The organism is Streptomyces sp. NPDC054863 (genome assembly GCF_053610825.1).
The window spans coordinates 1-4,137 of the sequence record NZ_JBSGZD010000455.1; the positions used below are offsets into that span (position 1 = coordinate 1).

Annotated in this window: 5 protein-coding genes; all 5 read left to right on the forward strand. The window is 67.4% G+C overall.

Going from position 1 to position 4,137, the window contains the following annotated elements; translation table 11 throughout:
* Positions 1-163 precede the first annotated feature (163 nt).
* The gene (gap, locus tag ACWGIG_RS37440) at positions 164-1,174 is read left to right on the forward strand and encodes a type I glyceraldehyde-3-phosphate dehydrogenase (protein ID WP_453326187.1); all 1,011 of its coding nucleotides are present in this window, start codon (positions 164-166) and stop codon (positions 1,172-1,174) included.
* A 108-nt stretch (positions 1,175-1,282) separates the two neighbouring features.
* Positions 1,283-2,494: a phosphoglycerate kinase gene (locus ACWGIG_RS37445; RefSeq protein WP_453326188.1), complete on the forward strand. Its 1,212-nt coding sequence runs from the start codon at positions 1,283-1,285 to the stop codon at positions 2,492-2,494.
* 7 nt (positions 2,495-2,501) lie between these two features.
* A complete protein-coding gene (tpiA, locus tag ACWGIG_RS37450; protein WP_453326189.1) occupies positions 2,502-3,281 on the forward strand; it encodes a triose-phosphate isomerase in 780 nt (259 codons plus the stop codon).
* Between the two features lie 123 nt (positions 3,282-3,404).
* On the forward strand, positions 3,405-3,641 hold the full coding sequence (gene secG / locus ACWGIG_RS37455; RefSeq protein WP_453326190.1) for a preprotein translocase subunit SecG: 237 nt from the start codon (positions 3,405-3,407) through the stop codon (positions 3,639-3,641).
* A gap of 172 nt (positions 3,642-3,813) precedes the next feature.
* A partial coding sequence (locus ACWGIG_RS37460) for an RNA polymerase-binding protein RbpA (protein ID WP_453326191.1) occupies positions 3,814-4,137 on the forward strand: 324 nt, incomplete at its 3' end.

The window sequence follows — 4,137 nt, forward strand, 5'->3', positions numbered from 1 at the left end:
TTACTGGGGAGTACGGGCCGTCGGGCCACGTCCGGCCCTGCTCCGTGCCCACTCGATGCGACTTCAAGGTCTACGGAGAGGTAGGGTCGGACTCGGTCGGGGACATCCCATTCAAGCTCGCCGTGGCGTCGAAACCTCGGCGTACCAACGAGGAGATCGGTTCGTGACGATCCGCGTAGGAATCAACGGCTTCGGCCGCATCGGGCGTAACTACTTCAGGGCGCTCCTGGAACAGGGTGCGGACATTGAGATTGTTGCTGTCAACGACCTGGGTGACACCGCGACCACCGCGCACCTTCTGAAGTACGACACCATCCTGGGCCGCCTCAAGGCCGAGGTGTCGCACACCGAGGACACCATCACCGTCGACGGTCACACCATCAAGGTGCTGTCCGAGCGCAACCCCGCCGACATCCCGTGGGGCACGCTGGGCGTCGACATCGTGATCGAGTCCACCGGCATCTTCACCAAGAAGGCCGACGCCGAGAAGCACATCGCCGGCGGCGCGAAGAAGGTCCTCATCTCGGCTCCGGCCAAGGACGAGGACATCACCATCGTGATGGGCGTCAACCAGGACAAGTACGACGCGGCCAACCACCACGTCATCTCCAACGCCTCCTGCACCACCAACTGCGTGGCGCCGATGGCCAAGGTCCTCGACGAGAACTTCGGCCTGGTCAAGGGCCTGATGACGACGGTTCACGCGTACACCAACGACCAGCGCATCCTGGACTTCCCGCACTCGGACCTGCGTCGTGCCCGCGCCGCCGCCGAGAACATCATTCCGACCACGACGGGTGCCGCCAAGGCCACCGCCCTGGTCCTCCCGCAGCTCAAGGGCAAGCTCGACGGCATCGCGATGCGCGTGCCGGTCCCGACCGGTTCGGCCACCGACCTGGTCGTCGAGCTGGGCCGCGAGGTCACCAAGGACGAGGTCAACGCCGCGTTCAAGAAGGCCGCCGACGACGGTGACCTGCACGGCTTCCTCACGTACACCGAGGACCCGATCGTCTCCTCCGACATCGTGGGCGACCCGTCGTCCTGCACCTTCGACTCCTCCCTGACGATGGTTCAGGAAGGCAGGACGGTGAAGATCCTCGGCTGGTACGACAACGAGTGGGGCTACTCGAACCGCCTGGTCGACCTGACCGTCTTCGTCGGCGGCCAGCTCTGACCTGCAGTACTGAGAGCATGAAGATGTGAGCTACAGGGCTCGGGCAGCGCAATGCGGCGCTGTGCGAGCCCTGTGGCCTGTCCAGCCCTCCTGAGGAGCCGTAACTCAATGAAGACGATTGACGAACTCATCGCCGATGGCGTAGCGGGCAAGCGGGTTTTCGTCCGCGCCGACCTCAACGTGCCGCTCGACGGCACGGCCATCACCGACGACGGCCGCATCCGCGCCGTCCAGCCGACGATCGCCAAGCTCGCCGCCGCGGGCGCGCGCGTGATCGTCGCCTCGCACCTGGGCCGCCCCAAGGGCGCCCCGGACCCGGCCTTCTCGCTCGGCCCGGCCGCCGCCCGTCTCGGTGAACTGCTCGGCACCGACGTGGCGTTCGCGACCGACACGGTCGGCGAGTCCGCCCGCGCCACCGTCGACGCACTGGCCGACGGCGAGGTCGCGGTTCTTGAGAACCTGCGCTTCAACGCCGGTGAGACGTCCAAGGACGACGCCGAGCGCGGCGCCTTCGCCGACGAGCTCGCCTCGCTGGCCGACCTGTACGTGGGCGACGGCTTCGGCGCCGTGCACCGCAAGCACGCCTCGGTCTTCGACCTGCCGGCCCGCCTGCCGCACGCGGCGGGCGACCTCATCGCCACCGAGGTCGGCGTCCTGAAGAAGCTCACCGAGGACGTCGAGCGTCCGTACGTCGTCGTCCTCGGCGGTGCCAAGGTCTCCGACAAGCTCGGTGTGATCGACCATCTCCTGGAGAAGGCCGACAAGATCCTGGTCGGCGGCGGCATGGCGTACACCTTCCTCAAGGCCCAGGGCCACGAGGTCGGCATCTCGTTGCTGCAGGAGGACCAGATCCCGGTCGTCCTGGAGTACCTGTCGCGCGCCGAGAAGAAGGGCGTCGAGTTCGTCCTGCCGGTCGACGTCCTGGTCTCCGCGGACTTCCCGGACCTGAAGACGAAGGCCCCGGCCCACCCGACCACGGTCGCTGCCGACGCCATCCCGGCCGACCAGGAGGGTCTGGACATCGGCCCCGAGACCCGCAAGCTGTACGCATCGAAGCTCGCCGACGCGGCCACCGTCTTCTGGAACGGTCCGATGGGCGTCTTCGAGCACCCCGACTACGCGGGCGGCACCGCGGCCGTCGCGCAGGGTCTGCTGGACAGTGACGCCTTCACTGTCGTCGGCGGTGGCGACTCGGCCGCCTCCGTCCGCATCCTGGGCTTCGACGAGAACGCTTTCGGCCACATCTCGACCGGCGGCGGCGCAAGCCTCGAATACCTGGAAGGCAAGACCCTTCCGGGCCTTGCCGCACTGGAGGACTGATCCAAGAATGAGCACCACCCGCACCCCGCTGATGGCGGGCAACTGGAAGATGAACCTCAACCACCTTGAGGCCATCACCCACGTACAGAAGCTCGCCTTCGCGCTGGCCGACAAGGACTTCGACGCGGTCGAGGTCGCGGTCCTGCCGCCCTTCACCGACCTGCGCTCGGTGCAGACCCTGATCGACGGCGACAAGCTGAAGATCAAGTTCGGCGCCCAGGACATCTCGGCGCACGACTCCGGTGCGTACACCGGTGAGATCTCCGGCGCCATGCTCGCCAAGTTCAAGTGTGCGTACGTCGCGATCGGGCACTCCGAGCGCCGCCAGTACCACAACGAGACCGACGAAATCGTCAACGCCAAGGTGAAGGCCGCGTACAAGCACGGCCTGACCCCGATCATGTGCGTCGGCGAGGGCCTGGACATCCGCAAGGCCGGCAACCAGGTCGAGTACACCCTCGCCCAGGTCGACGGCGGCTTGAAGGACATTCCGGCCGAGCAGGCCGAGTCCATCGTCATCGCGTACGAGCCGGTCTGGGCCATCGGCACCGGCGAGGTCGCGACCCCCGAGGACGCGCAGGAGGTCTGCGGCGCGATCCGCGGCCGTCTCGCCGAGCTGTACTCGCAGGAACTGGCCGACAAGGTCCGCATCCAGTACGGCGGTTCGGTCAAGTCCGGCAACGTCGCCGCGATCATGGCGAAGCCGGACGTGGACGGCGCGCTGATCGGCGGCGCGGCGCTGGACGCCGACGAGTTCGTCAAGATCGTGCGTTTCCGCGACCAGTGAGTATGCGGTAGCGCGGATCCGTCGTACCCTTGCGGGGGCCGAGGAGGTGCGTCCTCCCGGCCCCCGTTGTCCGTCAGATCCGTTAGAGCAGTCCAAGGGAATTCCGGAAAGTAGGGACCAGCCGTGGTTATGGGGTTCTCGATCGCCCTGATCGTATTCAGCCTGCTGCTGATGCTGCTGGTTCTGATGCACAAGGGGAAGGGCGGCGGCCTCTCCGACATGTTCGGTGGCGGCATGCAGTCGTCCGTCGGAGGGTCCTCGGTCGCCGAGCGCAACCTCGACCGGATCACGGTCGTCATCGGCCTGATCTGGTTCGGGCTGATTGTGGTGCTCGCGCTGCTGATGAAGCTCAAGGGCTGACTCGTACGACTGACGGTACGACGCGCGGGACGCGGCCTATCATGGGCGGGCGTCCCGGCGTCGGGGTGTAACTCCCGTCACTGGACGCGCGTTGGGCTTTTTCGAGACTGGGCGCCCGCCGCCCGGCCGCTCGACGAAGCTTCGCAGCACCATCACGCAGGGAGTTACGACCGTGGCAAGTGGCAACGCGATCCGGGGAAGCCGGGTCGGAGCGGGGCCGATGGGCGAGGCTGAGCGCGGCGAGTCCGCGCCCCGCCTGCGCATCTCCTTCTGGTGCTCCAACGGGCACGAGACACAGCCGAGCTTCGCAAGCGACGCGCAGGTCCCGGACAACTGGGACTGCCCGCGCTGCGGATTCCCGGCCGGACAGGACCGGGACAACCCGCCGGCGCCGCCGCGCATCGAACCGTACAAGACGCATCTCGCGTACGTACGGGAGCGGCGCAGCGACGCGGACGGCGAGGCGATCCTCGCCGAGGCACTCGCGAAACTGCGC

Coding starts and splice junctions, on each gene's coding strand:
- ACWGIG_RS37445 (WP_453326188.1), top strand. CDS start 1,283: ATGAAGACGATTGACGAACTCATCGCCGATGGCGTAGCGGGCAAGCGG.
- tpiA (WP_453326189.1), top strand. CDS start 2,502: ATGAGCACCACCCGCACCCCGCTGATGGCGGGCAACTGGAAGATGAAC.